At 70.3% G+C, this 21245-nt stretch carries 15 protein-coding genes; 5 read left to right on the forward strand and 10 right to left on the reverse strand.

The features are described 5' to 3' along the window. Positions 1 to 163 precede the first annotated feature (163 nt). Positions 164 to 481, forward strand: a complete 318-nt coding sequence (locus FCI23_RS17810; protein ID WP_136724880.1) for a protease inhibitor I42 family protein — start codon at positions 164 to 166, stop codon at positions 479 to 481. Between the two features lie 17 nt (positions 482 to 498). Here FCI23_RS17810 and FCI23_RS17815 read toward each other — a convergent pair whose 3' ends face one another. Then, positions 499 to 984 (reverse strand): hypothetical protein, encoded by a 486-nt coding sequence (locus FCI23_RS17815; protein ID WP_136724881.1) that lies wholly within the window; start codon positions 982 to 984, stop codon positions 499 to 501. A 309-nt stretch (positions 985 to 1293) separates the two neighbouring features. On the opposite strand from FCI23_RS17815, the gene FCI23_RS56435 reads away from it, so the two are divergent. Then, positions 1294 to 3675, forward strand: coding sequence for a hypothetical protein (locus FCI23_RS56435; RefSeq protein ID WP_169316837.1), 2382 nt, complete (start codon positions 1294 to 1296; stop codon positions 3673 to 3675). A gap of 130 nt (positions 3676 to 3805) precedes the next feature. Further along, a complete protein-coding gene (locus FCI23_RS62380) occupies positions 3806 to 5737 on the forward strand; it encodes an exo-alpha-sialidase (protein ID WP_265737753.1) in 1932 nt (643 codons plus the stop codon). A gap of 250 nt (positions 5738 to 5987) precedes the next feature. Here the strand turns inward: FCI23_RS62380 and FCI23_RS17825 are convergent, their stop codons facing one another. Genes FCI23_RS17825 through FCI23_RS17860 form a run of 8 tightly spaced genes read right to left on the reverse strand, consistent with a single transcriptional unit; the run spans position 5988 to position 14037 of the window. Then, complete coding sequence (locus FCI23_RS17825) at positions 5988 to 7004, reverse strand: sugar phosphate isomerase/epimerase family protein (RefSeq protein WP_136724882.1); 1017 nt, start codon at positions 7002 to 7004, stop codon at positions 5988 to 5990. 19 nt (positions 7005 to 7023) lie between these two features. Then, a complete protein-coding gene (locus FCI23_RS17830; protein WP_211265373.1) occupies positions 7024 to 8214 on the reverse strand; it encodes a Gfo/Idh/MocA family protein in 1191 nt (396 codons plus the stop codon). A gap of 6 nt (positions 8215 to 8220) precedes the next feature. Beyond that, positions 8221 to 9348, reverse strand: coding sequence for a Gfo/Idh/MocA family protein (locus FCI23_RS17835; protein ID WP_136724883.1), 1128 nt, complete (start codon positions 9346 to 9348; stop codon positions 8221 to 8223). Beyond that, positions 9333 to 10007: a ThuA domain-containing protein gene (locus FCI23_RS17840; RefSeq protein WP_136724884.1), complete on the reverse strand. Its 675-nt coding sequence runs from the start codon at positions 10005 to 10007 to the stop codon at positions 9333 to 9335. Before FCI23_RS17840 ends, FCI23_RS17835 begins: the two co-directional genes overlap by 16 nt. Next, positions 10004 to 10885 (reverse strand): NAD-dependent epimerase/dehydratase family protein, encoded by an 882-nt coding sequence (locus tag FCI23_RS17845; RefSeq protein ID WP_246143788.1) that lies wholly within the window; start codon positions 10883 to 10885, stop codon positions 10004 to 10006. Before FCI23_RS17845 ends, FCI23_RS17840 begins: the two co-directional genes overlap by 4 nt. A gap of 41 nt (positions 10886 to 10926) precedes the next feature. Next, positions 10927 to 11835 (reverse strand): carbohydrate ABC transporter permease, encoded by a 909-nt coding sequence (locus FCI23_RS17850; RefSeq protein WP_136724885.1) that lies wholly within the window; start codon positions 11833 to 11835, stop codon positions 10927 to 10929. Next, entirely contained in the window at positions 11832 to 12773 is a 942-nt protein-coding gene (locus tag FCI23_RS17855; RefSeq protein WP_246143789.1) for a carbohydrate ABC transporter permease, read from the reverse strand. Before FCI23_RS17855 ends, FCI23_RS17850 begins: the two co-directional genes overlap by 4 nt. A 7-nt stretch (positions 12774 to 12780) precedes the next feature. Continuing rightward, positions 12781 to 14037, reverse strand: a complete 1257-nt coding sequence (locus tag FCI23_RS17860; protein ID WP_169316838.1) for an ABC transporter substrate-binding protein — start codon at positions 14035 to 14037, stop codon at positions 12781 to 12783. Between the two features lie 317 nt (positions 14038 to 14354). Between FCI23_RS17860 and FCI23_RS17865 the strand changes: the two genes are divergently transcribed. Further along, on the forward strand, positions 14355 to 15479 hold the full coding sequence (locus FCI23_RS17865) for a LacI family DNA-binding transcriptional regulator (protein ID WP_136724887.1): 1125 nt from the start codon (positions 14355 to 14357) through the stop codon (positions 15477 to 15479). Positions 15480 to 15512: 33 nt separating this feature from the next. Further along, positions 15513 to 16832 (forward strand): enolase C-terminal domain-like protein, encoded by a 1320-nt coding sequence (locus FCI23_RS17870; protein WP_136724888.1) that lies wholly within the window; start codon positions 15513 to 15515, stop codon positions 16830 to 16832. Positions 16833 to 16942: 110 nt separating this feature from the next. On the opposite strand, the gene FCI23_RS17875 is transcribed toward FCI23_RS17870, so the two are convergent. Continuing rightward, the gene (locus FCI23_RS17875) at positions 16943 to 20959 is read right to left on the reverse strand and encodes a glycoside hydrolase family 2 protein (protein WP_136724889.1); all 4017 of its coding nucleotides are present in this window, start codon (positions 20957 to 20959) and stop codon (positions 16943 to 16945) included. Between the last annotated feature and the right edge of the window lie 286 nt (positions 20960 to 21245).

Consider the following 21245-nt stretch of genomic DNA (forward strand, 5'->3'; position numbering starts at 1 on the left):
GGGCGGTGCTGTCGCTGAGCGGTCCTGGGGTTACCGGGGTGGTGGCCGCCCGCAGAGCGTAATGCGGCACGGACGGGACATGGGGCGGATGGGGTCAAGGGAACGTCAATTCACCTTCCGGCGGAGCCGGTTCGGCGAGTCCGAAAGGCGTTAGGCTCCCGGCATGGTCGCGGAAGGCGCGGGGCGGGTGGAGGTCACGTACCGGCCGGGTGACCCGCTGGGTTCGCCGTTGTGGGTGCGCGTGGGTGACGAGGTCGTGGTCACGTTGTACGGTTCGCCGGGCTATGGGTGGACGCCCGTCGAGAGTGTCGGCGGGCCGCTGGCCGTGGTCGAGACAGAGTCGTCGGAGGGCATGGTGCGGGCTGTGGTGCGGGCGACCGGTCCGGGGGAGGGGGAGCTGCGTGCCACTTCTGCCTTCCGGGGTGACCGTTTCGGCCCGCAGACCCGGTTGTGGCGGTTGCTGGTGCGTGTCGATCCGTGACCGACCGGCGGGTGTCGTCAGGGGATGACGCGGAGCTTCAACTGCCAGGCTCGGGAGGGCGGGCCGTGCGGGTCGGGGGTGAAGGTGTCGGCGGAGCTGAGGGTGGTGGTGCCCGGGGCTTCCGCCCGGGCGGTGGCGGCCCGGCTTCCGTCGGGTGCGACGCGATTGCCAAGGACCGTCACGACGGACGGGGCCGAGCTGACGACGGGTGCCCACCGGTAGTTGGACCGCACCCGCAAAGTGACCACGATGCGCGTGCCGACGTGGACGCAGGAGCTGCGCAGGGGGTTGTCCGCCGGGGGATACAGCACCTGGACGGTGCCGCTGAGGCACAGGCGGGTGCTGCCGTCGGTTGGGGTCGCCGGGCCGGTCCCGGAAGAGGCAGTGGCTGAGGCGGTGTTCGGTGCTGTTGCCGGGGCGCCCGCTCCGGGGCCGCACGCGCTCAGCGCTGCCGCGAGGAGTCCGGCCAGCGTCCACGCGGTGGGCCGGTGGTGTCGAGGCATCGTGACTCCCGGGTCGGGGTTGCAGGACGGGGAACGCGGGCGTTGGACGCCGTCGTACTCCGGCCGGTTCCCGTGCTGGGCCGACCTAGCGGCTCTCGCGCCGGCAGCACAGGGTAAATCCTTTGTTTTTGCTGTGCCTTGACTGTGGATTGTAAATTCTTCGCTCCCTCCCGTTTTACTACTACAACTTGTCTTGTTGGTGTGACATGTCCCGTGCAAGCATCCGAGGTGCGAACACGCATGCATCTTGCGTGAACGTCCTTCCATCCTGTCTCCCGGGCGATCCCCGGTTGCTCGAAAGGATGTTCAGTGTCACGCTCCAAGCTCAGACGCGGCCGCACAGTCGCGCTCGCCGCCCTGCTGGCCTCGCTCCCGGCCGTCTGGCTCACCGCCCCTGCGGTCCACGCCGCCACCCCCTCCCCGTCCGCCGCCAAGGCCGCAGCGCACCGCTCCGCCGATTCCGGCCCCGCGGTCCGCCACGACACCTCGCCGCCGCTGCGCACCCTGCACGCCGCCAAGGTTCACCACCCCAGGCACAAGTCCGACGACGGGGAGGAGCGGCTGCCGCACCCGCCGGCCGCCGGCATCCCCGACCCGGTCGTGCAGACCAGCACCAACGGGCCGGCCGCGGTGTCGACGTCCACCAACTTCGAAGGCATCGGCGCGGCCAACTACTCGGTCAGCGGCATACCTCCGGACCCGAACGCGGCCGTCGGCTCCACCCAGATCGTCGAGACCGTCAACACCGCCTACGCGGTGTACTCCAAGACCGGTGCCACGATCCTCGCCCCGACCAACACCAGCACCCTGTGGTCGGGGTTCGGCGGCTCCTGCCAGACCACCAATGACGGTGACGCGACCGTGCGCTGGGACACCCTCGCCAGCCGCTGGGTGGTCACGCAGTTCGCTAACGTCTCCTCCTCCGCCGGCCCGTACTACGAGTGCGTGGCGGTCTCCACGAGCGCGGACGCGACCGGCAGCTACAACCGGTACTCGTACCAGTTCACCAACTTCCCGGACTACCCGAAGATCTCGGTGTGGGCGGACGCGTACTACATCACGTACAACATGTTCACTCCCGCGGGCACCTTCCTGGACGCCGAAGTGTGCGCCATGAACCGGACGAACATGCTGGCCGGCTCCTCCGCCACCCAGCAGTGCTTCACCACCTCCTCGTCCTACGGCGGGCTGCTCGGCTCGGACCTGGACGGCTCCACCGCGCCGCCCTCGGGCGAGCCGGAGCTACTGGTCGCTCTGGGCACCACCAGCACGACGCTGGCCTACTGGAAGTTCCACGTCGACTGGACGACCACGGCCAACTCCACCTTCACCGGCCCCTCCACGCTGACCGTGGCGGCCTACACCACCGCCTGCGGCACCACCGGGACCTGCATCCCACAGAGCGGCACCAGCCAGCAGCTCGACTCACTCTCGGACCGGGTGATGTACCGGCTGGCGTACCGCAACTTCGGCGACCACGAGTCATTGGTGCTCAACGACGCGGTCACCGCCGGCACTTCGGTGGGCGTGCGCTGGTACGAGCTGCGGTTGTCCAGCGGCAACCCGACCGTGTATCAGCAGGGCACCTACGCCCCGGACTCCACCTATCGCTGGATGGGCTCGATCGCGCAGGACAAGGTCGGCAACACCGCGCTGGGCTACTCGCAGTCCTCCTCCTCGAGCTACCCCTCCATCCGCTTCACCGGGCGCCTGGCCGGGGACACCCTGGGCACGATGACCCAGGGCGAGACGACCAGCCTGGCCGGTACCGGGTCGCAGACCTCCTACAGCCGCTGGGGTGACTACACCTCGATGGCAATCGATCCGGCGAACGACTGTACTTTCTGGTACACCAACGAGTACCTCACGGCGACCGGCAACTTCAACTGGCACACCCGCATCGCCGCCTTCACCCTCCCCAACTGCGGTACTACCGCAACCAATGACTTCTCGGTGGCCGTGAGCCCGACCGCCGCCAGCGTCGCCGCCGGATCCTCGGCGACCACCACGGTCTCCACCGCCGTGACCGCCGGAGCCGCCCAGTCGGTGAGTCTGACCGCGTCCGGCCTGCCCACCGGGGCGACCGCCACCTTCAACCCGACCTCTGTCACCGCGGGCAGTTCCTCCACGCTGACCGTCGCCACCACCGCCGGCACCCCGGCCGGGACGTACAGCGTCACCGTCACCGGCACCGGGGCCTCCGCCACGCACACCGCGACCTACAGCCTGACCGTCACCTCGACATCGGGCGGCGGCGGGGTCACCAACGGCGGCTTCGAGACCGGCAGCCTGACCGGCTGGACCACCGCCGGGACCACCTCGGTGGTCAGCGCCGGTGCGCACAGCGGCACCTACGCGGCCAGGGCCGGCAGCACCTCACCGACCAACGGTGATTCCTCGGTCATCCAGACCTTCAGCGCGCCCACAGGCACCAGCACGCTGTCCTTCTACTACAACCTGACCTGCCCGGACACCATCACGTACGACTGGGCCACCGCCACGCTCAAGGACAACACCTCCGGGACAACCACCACCGTGCTGGCCAAGACCTGCGTCGCTTCCTCCGGCTGGACGCACAAGACCGCGTCAGTCACCGCCGGCCACTCCTACACCCTCACCCTGACCAGCCACGACGACAACTACACCGGCGATGCCACCTACACCGCCTACGACGATGTGACCCTGTCCTGACCCACGCCCCGCAATGGGACGGGCCGCCGCAGACACAACGCGGCGGCCCGTCCCCACCCCCCACGAACCACCCCGTAGTCACCCCCCACCCTCGGGCCCAAGGGCCCGTCGACGACAAAGGGACCCCTCCATGCTCTTAACGTTCCGCAATCCGGGCGGCCGCAGATTCGCCGCCACCGTCACCGGTACGGCCCTGCTGGCCCTCTCCGGCGTCCTGCTCGCGCAACCGGCCGCCGCCGATGTCTCCAACGGCGGCTTCGAGACCGGCACCCTGTCCGGCTGGACCACCGCAGGAACCACCTCCCTGGTGAGCTCCGGCGCCCACACCGGCACCTACGCCGCCCGGGCCGGTTCCACCGCGGCCACCAACGGTGACTCCTCACTCGCCCAGACCTTCACCGCCCCCACCGGCAGCACCCAGTTGTCCTTCTCCTACAACATCACCTGCCCAGACACCGTCAGCTACGACTGGGCAACGGCCACCCTCCTGGACAACACCACAGGAACGACCACCACCGTGCTGGCCAAGACCTGTACCAACGGCCAGGGCTGGCAGTCGGCCACCGCGTCGGTCACAGCCGCGCACAGCTACACGCTCACTCTGGTCAGCCATGACGACAACTACAGCGGCGACGCGACCTACACCCTCTACGACGACATCGCTCTCACCACCGCCACCACCCCGCCCCCGTCGGCCCTGACCCAGGTCAGCACCGACCCGTTCACCAACTCCAGCAGCCAGCACGCCACCGAGCTGGAGCCGGACACCTTCGCGTACGGCAGCACCATCGTCGGCTCCTCCCAGGTCGGCCGGTTCACCGACGGCGGCGCCTCCGACATCGGCTGGAACACCTCCACCGACAGCGGCGCCACCTGGACGCACGGCATGCTTCCCGGCATCACCACCTACCAGGGCGGCGGCAGCTGGGCCCGGGTCTCCGACCCCACCGTCGCGTACGACGCCAAACACGGCACCTGGATGATCTCCGGCCTGGTCATCGACTCAGCCGTCAACGGCGCCGGCGACACCGTCAGCCGCTCCACGAACGGCACCACCTGGCAGAGCCCGGTCCTCGCGATCGGCAACGACGGCCAGAGCTACGACAAGGACTGGATCGTCTGCGACAACACCTCCACCAGCCCCTACTACGGTCACTGCTACATCGAGGTCGACCTCACCTCGTCCGGCAACCGGGTGATCATGAGCACCTCCTCCGACGGCGGCGCCACCTGGTCGACCCCCGCATCGCCCTCCGGTACCCCCAGCGGACTCGGCGGCCAGCCCCTGGTCCAGCCCAGCGGCACCGTGGTCGTCCCCTACTCCGCCAACGAAACCGCCGTCCGCGCCTTCACCTCCACCAACGGCGGCACCAGCTGGAACTCCAGCACCCTGGTCGCCAGCATCAGCAGCCACACTGTGGCCGGCAGCCTGCGCGACGGCACCGGCCTGCCCTCCGCCGAGATCGACGCCACCGGAAAGGTCTACGTCGCCTGGCAGGACTGCCGCTTCCGCACCAGTTGCACGGCCAATGACATCGTCTACTCCACCTCCGCCAACGGCACCACCTGGTCGGCCGTGACCCGGGTCCCCATCGACACCGTCACCAGCGGCGTCGACCACTTCATCCCCGGCATCGGCATCGACCCCACCACCTCGGGCACCACCACCAAGATCGGCCTCTACTACTACTTCTATCCGAACACCAACTGCACCACGGCCACCTGCCAACTGGAGGTCGGCTACGTCTCCTCCGCCAACGGCGGCACCAGCTGGAGCCCCCCGACCACCGTCGCCGGACCCATGACGCTCGCCCAGGTCGCCAACACCAGTCAGGGCAGCATGGTCGGCGACTACATCTCCTCCTCCGTCATCAGCGGCAAGGCCGTCTCGCTCTTCGCCGTCGGCAAGACCCCCACGGGCACCCAGACCTTCGACGAAGCCCTCTACACCGCCGGCGGCCTCCCCACCACCGGCGGCACCGTCACGGCCACCACCACCGGCGCAACCACCCCCGCCACCCACACCCCCACAGTCAACACGCCTCTCCCGACACGCCACTGAACCCACCACCCGCCCTAAAGTGTGCGGGCGCGCATCTCGGGCTCCGAGGGCGCGCCCGCACCTGCCGGCCCGGTGGCCAGGGGGCTCCTGAGCTTCCGCATGCGGACCGGGCCCCGGCGAACCACCCCTGGTAGCCGACGGTGATCTTCCCGACCACGTCGCCGGCCCCGCTGGTGTGCGGGGCCGGCGAGGCGGAGGCGGTGCCGCGCCAGGCGGCGAGCCCCGCGGTGACGGCGGAGCTGGTGAAGCGTCAGGAGGGCTGCTTCGACTGGCTGAAGGCGGCGTCGAAGGACGCGGAGGACGGCTCGATGCGGGTGAGTTCGCGGATCCGGGCGAGCGCGTCCGGGGCGCCGATGTTCCGGTCCAGGCCCGCGTCCTCCCACTCCACGGAGATCGGCCCCTGGTAGCCGATCGAGTTGAGCATCCGGAAGCAGGCCTCCCACGGTACGTCGCCGTGCCCGGTGGAGACGAAGTCCCAGCCGCGCCGCGGGTCGCCCCAGGGCAGATGCGAACCCAGGCGCCCGTTACGGCCGTTGAGCCGTTTGACGGACTCCTTGCAGTCGACGTGGTAGATCCGGTCCCGGAAGTCGTAGAGGAAGCCGACCGGGTCCAGGTCCTGCCAGACGAAGTGGCTGGGGTCGAAGTTCAGACCGAAGGCGCTTCGGTGCCCGATCTCCTCCAGGGTGCGGACGGTGGTCCAGTAGTCGTAGGCGATCTCGCTGGGATGCACCTCGTGCGCGTAGCGGACGCCGAACTCGTCGAAGACGTCCAGGATGGGGTTCCAGCGCTCGGCGAAGTCCGCGTAGCCGCGGTCGATCATCTGCGGCGGGACCGGCGGGAACATGGCGACGGTGTGCCAGATGGAGGAGCCGGTGAAGCCCACCACGGTGCGTACGCCGAACGCCGCTGCCGCGCGCGCGGTGTTCTTGATCTCCTCGGCGGCGCGCTGCCGGACGCCCTCCGGCTCGCCGTCGCCCCAGATCCTGGCGGGCAGCATGGCCTGGTGGCGCTCGTCGATGGGGTGGTCGCAGACGGCCTGGCTGGTGGTGTGGCAGGAGATGGTCCACACCTGCAGGTGGTGCTTGTCCAGCAGGGCGCGCAGCCGGGGCAGGTAGGAGTCGTCGGACAGGGCCTTGTCGACCTCGAAATGGTCGCCCCAGCAGGCGAGTTCGAGGCCGTCATAGCCCCAGCCGGAGGCCAGCCGGCACACCTCCTCCAGGGGCAGATCAGCGAACTGGCCGGTGAACAGGGTGACGGGACGGGGCATGTTCCCTCCTCGGATGAGGTCAGTGGTCGATCGGGACGGTGGTCCAGACGCTGCGGTCGGCGGCACTGGCCGCCACCGCGTCCAGCACCCGCTGCACCCGCAGGCCGTCGGCGAAGGACGGGCTCGGCTGCTCGCCGGCGGCGATCGCCTCGGTGAAGTCCTTCACCTGGTGCGTGAAGCTGTGCTCGTAGCCGATCAGGTGCCCGGCCGGCCACCACGCCGACATGTACGGGTGGTTCGGCTCGGTGACCAGGATGGTGCGGAAGGCCGCGGTGTCCGGATCCTCCGCACGGTCGTAGAAGGCGAGTTCGTTGAGCGACTCGAGGTCGAAGGCCAGGCTGCCGAGCGAGCCGTTGACTTCGATGCGCAGAGCGTTCTTGCGTCCGGTGGCGAACCGGGTGGCCTCGAAGACGCCGATGGCGCCGCCGGCGAAACGGGCGGTGAACGCCGCCGCGTCGTCCACGGTGACCCGGCCGCGCGCGGTTCCCGCGCCGGTCGCGGACAGCCCGCTGGCGGCGTCGGGCAGCGGGCGCTCCGGGACGAGCGTCTCCAGCAGCGCGCTCACCCCGGTGATCTGCTGCCCGGTCAGGTACTGGGCCAGGTCGACGGCGTGCGCGCCCAGGTCGCCCAGGGCCCCTGAGCCGGCCTTCTCCCGGCGCAGCCGCCAGGTGAGCGGGAAGTCCGGGTCGACCAGCCAGTCCTGCAGGTACTGCGCGCGGACGTGGTGCAGTGTGCCCAGCCGGCCCTGCGCGATCAGGCGACGGGCGAGGGCCAGAGCGGGCAGCCGCCGGTAGTTGAAGCCCACCGCGGCGCGTACGCCCCGGGCGGCGGCGCGCTCGGCCGCGGCCGCCATCAGCTCCGCCTCGTCCACCGAGTTGGCCAGCGGCTTCTCGCACAGTACGTGCTTGCCCGCGTCCAGCGCTGCGACGGCGATCTCGGCGTGGGTGTCGCCCGGGGTGCAGATGTCGATCACGTCGATGTCGTCCCGGGCGACCAGGCGCTTCCAGTCGGTCTCCCAGTCGGCCCAGCCCAGCTTCTCGGCGGCGGTCCGGACCGAGGGCTCCGACCGGCCGCAGAGCACGGCCGGCTCGGGGCGCAACGGGAGGTCGAAGAAGCGCGGGGCGGTGTGCCAGGCGTGCGAGTGCGCCGCCCCCATGAAGGCGTAGCCGACCATGCCGACCCGCAGCGCGGGTATATGAGGCTGCGTCATTTCCCCTCAGTGCTCCTCGGGCCGGGCGCCTGCGGGGACCGCGGCGGGGCGCTCGCAGCTGCTGGTGACCGCGACCGAGCTGCCGCTCTCCGCAGCGGCGAGCAAGGACTCCATCACATCCAGGACGTGGTACGCGAGTTCCCCGCTGGCGCGGTGCGCGCCGCCGGTGGTCAGGGCGCGGGCCAGGTCGGAGACGCCGTAGCCGCGGGCCGCGTCCGGGTAGCCGCCGCGCACCGGGACCGGCGTCCAGTTCTCCGCCGCGCCGGTGAAGAGCCGCACCGCGCCGTCGAAGCCGTTGGGGTCGGGCACGGACAGCGATCCGGCGGTGCCGTAGACCTCGATCCTGGGGAGTTCGCCGGCCCAGATGTCGAAGCTCATCACCAGCGTGGACAGCGCTCCGCCGGAGTGCTCCAGGACCCCGGTGACGTGCGTGGCTACCTCGACCGGGAACTCGGTTCCGGCCCGCGGTCCGCTGCCGATGGTGCGGGTGGGCCGGGAGGCCGAGCTCATCCCGACCACCCGGCGCACCGGGCCGAGCAGGGTGACCAGCGCGGTGAGGTAGTACGGGCCCATGTCCAGCAGCGGGCCGCCGCCCGGGCGGTAGTAGAACTCCGGTGCCGGGTGCCAGCGTTCGTGCCCGGGGGTGACCATGAAGGCGGTCGCCGCGATCGGCGCGCCGATATCGCCGGCGTCCAGGCTGGCCCGCGCGGTCTGCACGCCGGTGCCGAGCACGGTGTCCGGGGCGCAGCCGAGCCGCACCCCGGCCCGGTCTGCCGCCGCCAGCACCTCGCGGGCCTCGGCGGTGGTGGCGGCCAGCGGCTTCTCCCCGTAGACGTGCTTGCCGGCGGCGATCGCGGCGTGCGCCACCTCGGCGTGCGCGGCCGGGATGGTGAGGTTGAGGACGAGGTCGACGTCCTCGGCGGAGTAGAGCCGCTCGGGGGTGGTCGCGCGGGCGCCGGGAACCGCGTCGGCGGTGGCCGCGGCGCGCTCGGCGTCCAGGTCGGCGATCGCGGTCACCTGCAGGTTGCCGAGTTGGGGGAGCGTCTTGAGGTAGGCGCCGCTGATCTGCCCGGCGCCGACCAGGCCCACTCGTAGTACTTGCTGCCCGGCTCGGTCCTTCATCGGGTCGCCCATGTCATGCCCTTCCTGATCATCGAGTCCACTTGGGGTACCTCCAGATCGGCCAGGTTGTGCCCGACCGCGGTGACGAACACCCGGCCCGCGCCCCAGCGGCGGATCCAGGTGACCGGCACGACCGCGCCGGCGAGCTCGGGGAAATCCGGGTCGGCCGCGTAGTCGGTGACCGCCAGCACCTCCACCGCCGGATCCATGTGCAGGTAGTACTGCTCTGTGGTGACGGTGAACGGCTCGATGCCGGCCAGCACCGGGTGGTCGGAGTGCTCGGGCAGCGGGCGGACCCGGTAGGTGGTGAACTCCCTTGGATGGTGGACGAACTGACCACCGGTCATCAGCTGGTAGCGGGTCTCGGCGCGGAAGGAGTCGATGATTCCGCCGTGCCAGCCCGCGAGGCCGGTGCCGGCGCGCACGGCCTGGGACAGGCCCGCGGCCTGCTCGCCGGTTATCTGCCCCATCGTCCAGCACTGCACGACCAGGTCGGTGCCGGCCAGTAGTTCCTCGTCCAGGTAGCTGTCCAGCGAGTCGGAGACGGTGACCTGGTAGCCGTCCGCCTTCAGCGCGGTGGCGTAGCGGTCGCCGGCGGGCACCGGGACATGGCCGTCCCAGCCGCCGCGTACGACCAGGGCCTGCTTGGGTTTCTGAGCTGTCGTCGTCATATCTGCTCTCCGGTAAGGCCGGCGGGAGTTCCGTCCCGCCACGTGTGGATGGGAGTGAAGCCGAGCAGTTCAGTGCTGCGTCGGGTGGAGTAGGGGGTGCCGAAGGCGTCCGGTGCGTCGGCGAGCGGAGCGGTGGGGTGGTGGCGGCTCAGCAGTTCGCGGGTCGGCTGGAGGGCGGTGGTGTCCGGTGCCGCCACGTTGATCAGGTGGAAGCCGGTCAGCGGTCGGGTGAGCGCGGCCTCGACGGACCGGGCGGCGTCCCGGGTGTCGAGCCAGCCCCACAGGCCGCCGCGGTCGCGCGCCGGGTCCTCCTGCACCCAGGTGAGGTGGCGGCGCAGCCGCTGCCCGCTGCCGAGGAAGGGGAAGCGCAGGCTGACCACCGTGCCGCCCCAGCGACGGGCGGTGGTCTCGGCGATCAGCTCGCCGATGTGCTTGGACAGGCCGTAGACGTCCTCGGCGAGGTAGGGGTGGCCCTCGGTGACCGGGATCTCGGCGGGGGCCCGGTAGACCGTGGACCAGGCCAGGCCCAGCGCGGAGAGGCTGGAGATGTGCACCATCCGGCGCACGCCGGCCCGGGCCGCGGTGTCCAGCACCTGGTAGGTCCCCTGCACGTTGACGGTGAACACCTCCTGCGGGGTACCGGAGTTGGGGGAGGGCAGGGCGGCGGCGTGCACCACCGCGTCCACGCCGTCGACGAGTTCGCGTGCGTGCCCGGGGTCGAGCAGGTCGCCGAGCACCGGCTCGACGGATCCACCGGGGAGTCCGCTGGACGCGAGCGCGGTGCGGTCGTGGGCGCGCACGGTCCAGCCGGCGGCCGCCAGTTGGGCGACGACCTCCTGCCCGAGCATTCCTGCTGCGCCGGTGACCAGGACTTTCACTGTGACTGCCTTTCAGTTCGCGTGTGCCGGGGGCCCGCCCGTCAACCCTTGACCGCGCCGGTCAGGCCGTTGACGAAGTAGCGCTGCAGGAAGACGAAGAGCAGCACCACCGGGATGATGATGATCAGTGAGGCGGCCATCAGCACGTTCTGCTGCGGTGCGGCGGAGGAGCTGAGGTTCTGCAGGCCGAGCGGGAGGGTGTAGGTGGAGGGGTCGCTGAGCGAGACCCGGGCGAGCACGAACTCGTTCCAGGTGGGGATCGCGGTGAGCAGCGCGATGGTGACCAGGGCCGGTCGGCAGGAGGGAAGGAAGATCGACCAGAAGGTGCGCAGTTCGCCTGCGCCGTCCATCCGTGCGGACTCCCGCAGTTCGCGCGGTACCGAACGGAAGGCGCTGGTCAGCAGCATCGCCGCGAGCGGGGCGGTGCCGTTGATGCTGGGCAGTATCAGGCCGAGCCGGGTGCCGAGCAGGTCGAGCTTGTTCTGCAGGATGACGATCGGCAGCAGCAGGGTGATGCCGGGCACGAACAGCAGGGCCACGAACGAGCCGTAGAGCAGCCTGCGGCCGGGGAAGTCCAGCACGCCGAAGGCGTAGCCGGCCAGCGAGTAGACCAGCAGCACGCCGACCGTGGTGCCGAGCGTGATGATCAGGCTGTTGCCGAAGTAACGCAGGAAGTGCAGCTGGCTCCAGGTCTGGGCCAGGGTGGCCAGGGTGGGGTGGTGCGGGATGAGATGGCCGCCGCTGAGCACTTCCCGGCTGTTCTTGAAGGCGCCGGAGACCATCCACAGGAAGGGGTAGGCGCTGATCAGGGCGTAGCCGGTGAGCAGGGCGTAGACGACGGTGCGCCGGGTGATCCGGCGGGCGTGCCCGGCGCCGCGGGTCCGCTCGCGGTCCGTCCGCCGGGTCGTGGCGGGGGTGGTGGGGCGGTCGAGGAGGGCGGGGGCGGTCATGTGCGGCTCCGCAGGACACGGACGTTGAGGGCGGACAGCAGCAGGGCTGCGACGAACAGCAGCCAGCCGAGGGCACTGGCGAGTCCCAGGGTGGGCTTGAGCGCGTTGACGAAGGCGAGGTTGTAGGACTCCAGGCCGAGCACGGTGGTGTGGCCGCCGGGGCCGCCGTTGGTCATGACCAGGAAGATCTGGAAGCCCTGGAGGGCGTCGCGCATGTTGAGCATCACCACGGCGGCGGTGATCGGGCGCAGCAGCGGCCAGATCACGGCGGTCATGGTGCGCAGACCGCCGGCCCCGTCGATGGCCGCGGCGTCCAGCACCGAGGAGTCCACGGCCTGGAGCCCGGTCAGGTAGAGCAGCATGGCGACCGGGATCGCGGACCAGGACATCACCACGATCAGGGTGGGCAGCGCGGTCGCCGGGTTGCCGAGGAAGCCCTGCGGCTGGGAGAGGCTGCCCAGGCCGAGGTGTTTGAGCAGGTAGTTGAGCGAGCTGTCCGGCTGCAGTACGTAGGTCCAGGCGTAGTAGACCGCGATTCCGGCGGTGATGTACGGCAGGAAGTAGACGGTGCGGAAGACGGCGCGCAGCCGGGTGATCCGGTTGAGCAGCACAGCGAGCGGGAAGCCGACGGCGACGGCCAGCGCCGGTACGGCGATCATCACCACCAGGGTGCGCAGCGCGGCGCTCCGCACGATCGGCGCGATGGTCGGGTCCCGGTAGAGGAGGTCCAGGTAGTTGGCGGTGCCGACCCAGGTCCAGTGCGGGGTGAAGCCGTTCCAGCGGGCGAGGCTGAGCAGCAGCCCGTAGCCGATGGTGTAGACGCCCATGACGGCGAACAGCGCCACGGCGGGCAGTAGGAAGGCGTAGCCGGTCAGGGCTTCGCGCAGGCGTCGTCGGCCTGCGGCTGACCTCGGGAGCAGGGGGAGGGGGGAAGTCACCGCGCTGTCACTTCCAGGAGTTGGTGATCAGGACGCCGAGCTGCTTTGCGGCCCCGGCCGGGCTCAGGCCCTTGAGCGGGGACATCTGCACGAGGACGGTTCCGGACTGGGTGGGGTCGTAGGTGGGGCCCATGAAGGTGGTGTCGCTGGGGATGTAGGTGTCCGGTCCGGCCGGGCCGAAGACGCTCTCTAGGGCGGCCATGTGCGGCCCGACCGCGGAGGCCGCGCTTGCGCCGAGATCGGTGGCGGGCAGGTCGAGCGCTGTCCGGGCGAAGGCGGCGGCCGCCTGACGTGAGGTCAGAAAGCGGACCCACTTGAGGTCGTCCGCGCGGTTGGCGCTGCTGGCGGTGATGGAGAGCCCGGTGAGCGCGATCGGAGCGAGTTTGAGGTGCGGGACGGCGCTGCCGGTGGCCGGGGGGACGGCGAAGGCGACGACATTGTTCGCGTTCATCCCGTCCTGCTGGATGGAGGACAGGGTGAAGGTGCCGCCGATGTCGAAGGCCGACTTGCCCTGGGCGAAGGCCCGGTCGGCGTCGTCGATGCCCAGCGCCTGGCTGCCCGGTGTCCAGTACGGGGTCAGCTCGTTGTAGAGCGAGAGCAGCTGCTGTCCGGCCGGGCTGGACCAGTTGGACGTGGGGTTCTTGCCGAACAGCGCCTCGAATCGGTTCTTGCCGAGGTAGGCGTAGGAGAGCGGTTGCAGCAGCCAGTCGAAGGCGGTGGACGGGTCCTGGAGGCCCATCGTGATGCCGCCGGACTGCTGGCCGGCGGTGTGGGTGGCGCGCAGCCAGGAGATGAACTGCTCCCACGTGGCGGGTGGTTGGTCCGGGTTGAGCCCTGCGGCCTTGAGCATCGAGCGGTTGGCGTAGACGATACCGAAGGTGCCTGCGGTGAGCGGCACGCTGAACAGCTGCCCCTTCTTCACTCCCGGGTCGCTCGACTTGGGCTCCTGCGAGCTCCGGTAGACGCTGTCGGTGACCAGGCCGCTGTCGGCGGTGCCGGGCAGGAACTGGGCGTGCCAGACGGGGTCCATGCTGCTCGCCAGGTCTGCGGCTATACCGGCCCCCCCGAAGGTGAAGTCCTCGCCGCCGGCGTGGGCCTCGACCACGTCGGCGAGATTGCCGGTCGCGGCTCCGCTCTGCATCTTGCTGCTGAAGGTGTCGTCCGGGGTGTAGGCGGTGATCCGTACGGCGACGCCGGTCTGCTTCTTGAAGACGGCGGCGGCCTGCTCCAGCGCGTTGACGTGGGTCTGCTTGAACGTCCACATGGTGATGGTGTGCGGTGGCTCCGCGCGCACCCGGCTCGGGGCCAGTGAGCCGGCCCCACAGGCCGTGGTGCTGAGGGCGGCTGCGGCCGCAGCGGCACATGCGGTCCAAGTCCGCACTCGGCGCCAAAGGTTGGGCATATGGTCCTCCGCGCGTCATTGGGGGCGGCCGTGAAGACCATAGGAGCGCCGTATTTAACATGTCAATAGGACCCGACTGCTGGCATCGTGTTTGCTCGTATCTGTTAAGTCGGCCCTTGACATGTTAAATTGACGCCCGATTCACCTGGCCCCTTGGGCCTCGAGGAGGTTGATCGTGGATGGCAGGGAAAGCCGGCGGCTCCCGCATTCCGTTGTACGCGCAGGTCAAGCGGGAGCTCCTGGCCGCCATCGGATCGGGTGAGTACTCGCCCGGAGTCCCCTTCGTCACCCAGCGTGAGATCTGCGAGCGGTTCGACGTCAGTCACGCCACCGCGGTGCGCGCGCTCAACGAACTCGCCGCCGAGGGCTATGTGGTGCGCCGCCGCGGCCAGGGCACCTTCGTCGCCGACAATCCGGGCGCCCGCCCGCGGGCGGACCGCTCCATCGCCTGCGTGCTCCAGTTCCAGGGCCCGCACGTCTCCCAGCTGCTCGCCGGCGTGGAGTCGGCCTGTGCCGAACTCGGCTACCGGCTCTACCTGCGGCACTGCGAGGGCGACCCGGAACGGGAGGCACGGGCTCTGCTCGACGCGGTCCACGACCAGGTGAGCGGCATCGTCATCTACCCCGCCCAGGGCAGCGGAGCGGAGGACGCCTACGCCGAGGTGCGCCGGGCCGGCGTCCCGGTGGTGATGGTCGACCGCTACCGCCCCGACCTGGCCCACGACGCCGTCGTCGCGGACAATTTAGCTGCCGGGCGCGAACTGACCGAGGCCCTGATCGCCGCCGGGCACCGCACCATCGCCACGCTGTGGGACGAGACCGAGGCCACCAGCGTCCGCGACCGCCTCGCCGGGCACGTGGACGCGCTGCGCCGGCACGGCATCCCGGTCCGCCCCGACCTGACGGTACTGCGCCGCTACCGCGACCTCGACCCCGAGCAGCGCCGTGCCCGGCTCACTGAGCTGATGCGCGGCAGCCGCCCCCCCAGCGTGCTGCTCTGCGCCAACGGCTATGTGCTCGCCGCCGCCGCTCAGGACCTGGTCGGCCTCGGCTACGACATCCCTGGTGACGTCGACCTGGCCGGGATGGACGACGCCGGGCCGTTCGACGTGCTGCCGCTGACCGTCGCGGCGATCTCGCTGCCCTCCCGCACCATGGGCAGCACCGCGATGCACCTGCTGCACCGCCGGATCGCCGGCCAGGACACCGACAACGCACCGGAGTTCGTGGTCCTTCCGGTCACCGTCCAGACCCGCGGGGCCTCCACCGGCCACCTCAGGGTGGTCGGCCCCACCGACGCCTGATTCCCCGCCCCGCCCACCCAGCGAAGGGACCGCATGTCCAGCATCGACGCCCACACCGACACAGCGACCGACCCCAACCGCCTGCTCGACGCCGACGGCGGACTTCCGCAGGCCCGACCGCCGTGGCCCCCCCGCGACAGCCTGCGGATCACCTCCGTACGCGCTGTGGTCACCGCCCCCGAGGGTGCCCCGCTGGTGGTCGTCCGCGTGGACACCAGCGAACCCGGCCTGTACGGGCTCGGCTGCGCCACCTTCACCCAGCGCTACGCGGCCGTGGCCGCCGCGGTCGATGAGCATGTCGGCCCGCTGGCCGTCGGCCGCCACCCGGCCGACATCGAGGACATCACCAGGCTCATCCACTACTCCTCTTACTGGCGCAACGGGCCGGTGCTGAACAACGCGCTCTCCGGCGTGGACCAGGCGCTGTGGGACATCGCCGGGAAGCGGGCCGGGCTGCCCGTGTACGAGCTGCTCGGCGGGCGGTCCCGGGCCGCGGTCGAGGTCTACTCGCACGCCGCGGGGCACAGTGTCGAGGAAACCCTGGACCAGGCCGAGCAGCTGGTCGCGGCCGGCTATCGCAACGTCCGGCTGCAGACGGGGCAGCCAGGTCTTGGCGCTTACGGCGCTCCCGGTACGCCGGGCGGCTACCCGCGCTCCCCGCATCCGGACGGCTGGGACCCGGAGCGCTACCTGCGCACCACCCCGGCCCTCTTCGCCGCGGCCCGCGAGCGTTTCGGGCCGGAGCTGAACCTGATGCACGACGTGCACAGCCGGCTGACACCCAAGCAGGCCGTGGTGCTGGCCCGGGCCCTGGAGCCGTACGGGCTGTCCTTCCTGGAGGACGTCATCGCGCCGGAGTACTACGACCGGCTGCCCGAGGTCCGCGCGGCCTCCCCGGTGCCGATCGCGGTCGGCGAGCAGCTCGGCTCGGTGCCGGACGCGGTGCGCCTGATCCGGGACGGCGGCGTGGACCTGCTGCGGCTGCACACCTCCTCGGTCGGCGGGCTGACCCCGACCCGCAAACTGGTGGCGCTGTGCGAACTGCTCGGCGTGCGCACCGCCTTCCACTCGCCCGGCGACATCTCGCCGGTCGGTGTGGCGGCCAACCTCGCTGTGGACGTCAACACCCCGGCGTTCGGCTTCCAGGAGTCCCACGAGTACAACAACGCGACCCACGAAGTCTTCCCGGGCACCCCGGTGGTCCGCGAGGGATACCTGTATCCCTCGCAGCAGCCCGGCTGGGGTGTTGAGCTGGACGAGAAGGCGGCAGCCGCCCATCCGCCGACCAAGTTCCTGCACGAGCGCTGGTCCGCCCGGGTCCGCCGTCCGGACGGGGCACTTGAGGCACCGTAGGTTCGATGACGTTCCAGAACCGGCCGTGGTCCCGGCGGTCTGATACATCCGCCGGGACCAAGGCTATTCGTGCACCGGGCTTGACCGGTTGAACGGTCTCGGAGTTCTTGTCAGGTGCCGAACAGGTATAGCTCGTGAAGCGAGACGTAGGTACCGTTGGTGGACCCGGTGTCGACAAACTTGAGGTAGCGCGCCGACACCGAATCAAGCGTCAGGGTCATGACGCCGGCGTTGCTTACACCGGCCGTGCTCGCCAGCGACAGAACCGTCGTATAGGCGGTACCGTCCTGCGACGCCAGCACATCCACCCCCGGCGGCAGGTCGCCCGCAGACAGCGCGGAGTCCCATATGACCCGGGTGATCGTGTGCGTCGCACCGAGATCCACTCCGTAGTACATGCCCGGTTGCTGCTTGGTGTTGCTGCTCCAGCGGGTCGAGTCGTTGCGGTCGAAGGCGTTGCCCTCGGCGCCGGTTGTCGGATTCGCGAAGCCCCGCCAGCCGGCCGTGGAAAGCAGGCCGGAACCTGTGCCCTGCCCGAAGCCCACGCCGAGGCCCGCCGCGAGGGCCGCGACGATCGCCGTCTGCGCCGGCAGCGGAAGCGATACCGCCCACTCGAGCTGGTCGACCACGACCCGGCCGGAACCGACCGGGCCGATCCACACGGCACTGCCCGGCACGAATCCGCGTGCGCTCTCCGCCGCGCGTCCGTATTTGGTCTGCTCGTTGCCCTTCGCGAAATAGGCCCAGCTCACCGCCCGGCTGTCCACGGCCGAGGTGCCGCCGGTCGCGGACACGGTGTGGCCGAGCAGCGCAGTCACCGAGCCCGGCCAGTCGAGGTCGGCGTTGTTCAGCCCGTCGGTGACCGCCGACTTCCCGGTCACCACGGCCCCGAGTTGGTGAAGGGAGTCCACCGCCTTCAGTGACGTCCCGGCCGGCAGCACTGCCGCGAACGAGCCGAGCGCCGCCGGTTTCAGGCCGTTGATCCACAGCGTGCCACCGGCCGACAGCCAACTGTTCAGTGCCGCCGACGCGCCCGCAACGGCGGCGGCCGCGCTGTCCTGGGAGGCGTCGACGAGCAGGACGTCGATGTCCGCCAGGCTTGCCGCGTCCAGTGTCGTCACTGCCGACGACTTGATCTCCGCCGCCGACACGGTCGCCGGCACAGCCGAGCCGGTCGCGGAGACCACACCCAGCTTGGCGGGCGTAACCGCGCGGGTGGCGACATAGTCGACCAGGTTGCGCAGCAGCACGGCCGCGATCGGTTCCTTCGCGGCTGCGGCGATGACCGGGAACTGGCAGAGCAAGTAGGCCCCGCTGCCGTACGGGGCCTCCGCGAGCGCGCTCGACGCCAGGCCGGGCCCGACGTCGGACAACGATGTCACGCTGCCGAACCGGGGTTTGATCAGGGCGCTCGACACGACGAGTTCGCTGTCCGTGTTCCACCACCGCAGATCGTCCGAGCCGAGGTCCGCCAGAACCGGGTGGTGCGGCGCGACGACGTGCGCGATCGTCTGTGGCACGGTCGAACTGAGCACCGGCCAGGGCAGCAGGTTGGGCAGCGCTCGCTGGGCGAAGCTGAGGACTGTGCCGCCGCCCTGTACGAAGGCCGTCAACGCGGTGATCTGGTCAGCCGTTGGGCTGATGGACGCCCCTTCGCCGAGCACCAGGATCTCGCCCTGCGCCGGCACCGAGGACAGATCCGGTATCGGCCTGGTCGTCACACCGAGTGCGGTCAGCGCGTCCCGGGTCGCGGAGCCGTCGGTTTCCAGGACGGCGGCCTTGACCGTACGGGAGTTCGTCCGCCGGCCGACCGACGCCGGGTACAGGGTGATCTGGTTCGAGTCGCTGAACAGCCGGCCGCCGCCCGCGGACACGGAGATCCCCAGCGTCGCCGACGTCACGCGGGTGACGGCGGGCAACGCGACATCGAATGTCACGTCCGCCTTACCGGCCGCGGGAACCGCCACCTGGCGCGAGCCCTTCATCGTCCGGCCGCCATCCGGACGCAGGGTCCACTCAACGGTGACGGTGCGGTCCGTGCCGACCTCGTCGTAGACGGCGTAGGTGCGCGTCAGCGTGCTGCCCGCCCAGAAATGCGTGCGGTAGTCGGTGGCGAGGGCCGCGGTCGGTTGCAGGGTCCTGGCCGCCGCCGTGTGGATGGCGTTCGGCTCGAACGCGGGCAGATCCTGCTCGAACCCCGGGTTCAGCGTCGCGGCGTACCGCCCCACCTGAGTGAACTTCGGACCGCCCGGCTCCGGCAGCGGCAGCGATTCGCGGTCCGCCTGGAAGGGCAACGGCTTCATGCCGTACCAGACTGTGTTCCACGGCGAGATCCCGGTTATGCCGGCATAGCGGAAGCCTTCGATCTGCGCGCCGACGATCAGCCCGTGCGCGTCGTAGAAGCCGTCCGCGCCGGCGTAGGCGTCCGGGCCGCCCACTGCGCTGATCGACGACGGCGTCGCGTAGTACATGGAGCTGAACTCGCCGATCATGAGCGGCTTCTTGCGGTCCCAGTAGTCGCCGCGCGACTCGCCGGGTGCCAGCACGTAGGCCGACTCAGGGATCGTGGTGCTGTTCGTGGTGACTTCGACCGGATAGTGATGGCTCTCCAGGTCGCCGGCGGACATCGGGTCCCCGTCGCCCTCGAAGTAGATCGGCCTGCTGGTGTCCAGCACGCTGATCACCGGTTTGAGCGCGGCCACCTTCGACGCCCAGCTCTGCCCGAAGGCGGCGAGCATCTCGTTCTCGGCGGACCAGGCGATCACCGACGGGTGGTTGCGGTCGCGCAGTACCCTCCGGGTCAGGTGGGTGGCGCAGTTGTCCCAGAAGTCCGCGGCCGACAGGGCATAATTGCCCGACGACCCGTAGATGCCGGACTCGGCGACGATGAGCAGGCCGAGTTCGTCGGCGACGTCGTAGAACACCGGCGGGTACGGCATGGCGTGCAGCCGCAGATAGTTCACGCCCAGTTGACGGCACATCTGGAACCACGCGGTCGCGTAGGCGCGGCTGTTCTCGATTGAGCCCATGTAGTGCCATGAGTCGCCACGCAGCTTGATCGGCCTGCCGTTGAGGTAGATGTCGGTGCCGCTGACCCATACCTCGCGGAAACCGAACCGCACCGTCCTGGTGTCGTGGGGCTTGCCGGCCTGGCTGGGCAGGAGGCGCACCACGAGCTGGTGCAGGTGCGGGTCCTCGGTGGACCACAGGTGCGGGTCGGCCCAGCCCTGCGTGAACGACACCGTCGCGGTGCCACCCGCGGGGACGGACACCTGCCGGACGGCCCGCAGCACGGGTCTGTCGCCGTCGGTCACCACATGCTCGACCCAGGTGGTCGCCGGGGAGGTGCCGTTGTTGGTGACGGTGGTTGTCACCGAGATCGTGCTGTTGCGGACGGACGTCTCGACGAAGCTGTCGGACACATGTACGGGGGTGCGGGCCAGCAGCCACACGTCCTGCCAGATGCCGGCGCAGTCCTGCCCCCACCACGACCCGGCCGGGTGGTGCCAGCCGTCGCTCTGTTTCGACGCCACCTCGCCGGACCGGACGAGGACGTGCACGGTGTTGTCGTTCCCCCAGGCCACACTGTCGGTGACGTCGGCCTCGAACGGCAGCAGGCCTTCGACGTTGTGAGCGACCTGCACTCCGTTGAAGAACACGGTCGACTCGAAGTTGACGGCCTCGAAGCGCAGCACGATCCGGTTGCCGCGCTGCGCGACCGGCACTGTCAGGGTGCGGCGGTACCAGGCGACGTCCACGCTGTTCCAGGCCGATGGTGTGCCGAACAGGTCGTAGGCGTTCCAGTCGGTCGTGAAAGAATTGCGGGTCATGTTCCACTCGGCCGGCACCGGGATCGCCGCCCAGTCGCCGGACGCGGGCGGCTCGATGGGCGTGCCGGTCGTGGGCAGGAAGTCCCAGGTCCCGTTGAGGGACTGCAGAATGGTGCCCTCGGCGGGTTGGGTCTGTGGCTCGCTCGTGCGGGATGCCGCCGCCGCGCTCGGCACTCGCGACAGCGCCAGCAGCGCCATCACGCCGGCGCCGCCGGCGAGTACTTGTCGGCGGGCCAGGGCGGCTCGTGGTTTCACGGGATCGAGGTCGTCGCGGGCCGGCCTGCGGTCGTCGTTCATGGACTGCTCCTCTTGTTGTAGTCCCTGAGGCGACTTTCATCGCGGCGGTGGGGTTCGGGCTCGCACCGCGGATTTGAGGCACCGTAGGTTCGATGACGTTCCGGAACCGGCCGTGGTCTCGGCGGTCTGGTACACCCGCCGGTACCAAGGCCCTTCGTGCACCGGGCTCGACCGGTCAATCGGTCTGGTGCGGTCACCGCATCGGTTCACCGGGTCCGTCTGGTGCCGGGTCCTTCCTCAAGCGCCGGACAGGCCCTGGGAGCGCGCCGAAGATCTATGCCGGATC

The sequence above is a fragment of the Actinacidiphila oryziradicis genome (genome assembly GCF_005047355.1).
GTDB lineage: Bacteria > Actinomycetota > Actinomycetes > Streptomycetales > Streptomycetaceae > Actinacidiphila > Actinacidiphila oryziradicis.